The sequence below is a fragment of the Chloroherpetonaceae bacterium genome (assembly GCA_025056565.1).
GTDB lineage: Bacteria > Bacteroidota > Chlorobiia > Chlorobiales > Thermochlorobacteraceae > Thermochlorobacter.
In genome coordinates this window covers 1-787 of record JANWWA010000051.1, presented here as the reverse complement: position 1 = coordinate 787, position 787 = coordinate 1, and the positions used below count along the sequence as shown (strand labels likewise).

1 protein-coding gene is annotated in these 787 nt (G+C 39.5%); it reads left to right on the top strand.

Annotated features, from left to right (window positions below; genetic code table 11):
- Nucleotides 1–165: 165 nt before the first annotated feature.
- The coding region (locus NZM05_12620) for a hypothetical protein (protein ID MCS7014458.1) at nt 166–787 on the top strand (622 nt) is incomplete at its 3' end.

Here is a 787-nt window from a genome sequence, read left to right as displayed (position 1 = left end):
GATTCAACGGTATATTCCCCTACATCCAACGTATGCAGGGCATGCATATTCTCAGAATACTGCACCCAAGAATTTGATGATATGCCTTTCTAACAACAAAAAAATTGGTGACAATCAATATATTTCTCGTGGTGGATATGATTGTTTACCACGTGGATTGTCCGCATGTCGCCAGGCTACATTGTCACAGGATGGGAGATACGGGTATCCGCATCTCCCTTTTTCCTAGATTTTATCACTGCTATCTCTAAACACTACGGATTCAAGACCATTCTTTGCCCTGTCTATTTACCAGACTTAGAATATCTTCCTTCGTCCCTGAAAGAACGATTTGATATTATTCTCACCACTAACTTAAAGCTTAACCAAAACTTAGAAATTGTATTAGCTTCTACGCATGCTTTAGTTAAACATCCTTTGCAAGGATGGCGTGGGGCATTTGACCACACAGTGATTATTCCTGCTCTCATTAAAAGTCTTGAAACAGAACCATCACAAAAGCTAAGCAAACAACTAATTACCACAGGGTCAGTAGGATTTATGACGGCGAAACCTTCAGACTATGCAGAATTTGGAGAAAAAACAGTTGAAAAACTCTCTAAACGATGGGCGACAACACAACGGCAGGGCAGAATCTTGGCACAAGCACAGCATTACGTCAAACCTTCTGCACTTATTGTTGAGATTCTTTCCCGACATCGGTTTGTGACAAGATATGTGACAATGGACAATAAACGACAAAAATTTCTATATGACTTAAACTTGAAATTTGATGGAAAACGATTTC